The sequence below is a fragment of the Mesorhizobium sp. M2A.F.Ca.ET.039.01.1.1 genome, assembly GCF_003998035.1.
Taxonomy (GTDB): domain Bacteria; phylum Pseudomonadota; class Alphaproteobacteria; order Rhizobiales; family Rhizobiaceae; genus Mesorhizobium.
In genome coordinates this window covers 1-450 of the sequence record NZ_RZRY01001526.1, presented here as the reverse complement: position 1 = coordinate 450, position 450 = coordinate 1, and the positions used below count along the sequence as shown (strand labels likewise).

1 protein-coding gene is annotated in these 450 nt (G+C 62.0%); it reads left to right on the top strand.

Going from position 1 to position 450, the window contains the following annotated elements; all coding sequences use genetic code 11:
* A partial coding sequence (locus EOA24_RS40770) for a hypothetical protein (protein ID WP_210213673.1) occupies nt 1-450 on the top strand: 450 nt, incomplete at both ends.

The following is a 450-nucleotide window of genomic DNA, read 5'->3' as shown; positions in this document are numbered from 1 at the left end:
GGGCGTGTTCCGCTCCAAGGACGGCGGCAAGACCTGGCAGAAAGTCCTCTACCGGAATGCCGACGTCGGCGCAGTCGACGTCTCGATGGATCCCAACAATCCACGCATCCTCTTCGCTACGATGTGGCAGACACGGCGGAGCTTCTGGAACCTCAGTAGCGGTGGGCCGGGGAGCGGCCTCTTCCGGACGTTTGACGGCGGCGACACTTGGGAAGAACTATCCGGGCGGAACGGCCTGCCTGACGGCGTGCTCGGTAAGATTGGTGCCTCTGTTTCGAAGGTGCAGCGCGGGCGCGTCTACGCTCTCATCGAGGCGGAGGGAGACAAGATCGGGCTCTATCGCACCGACAATTACGGCGGCCGCTGGATCCAGGTGTCTCAGAACCGCGATCTAATCCACCGTCCTTGGTACTATACGCATGTCTTCGCCGACACTGGACACGCGGATAC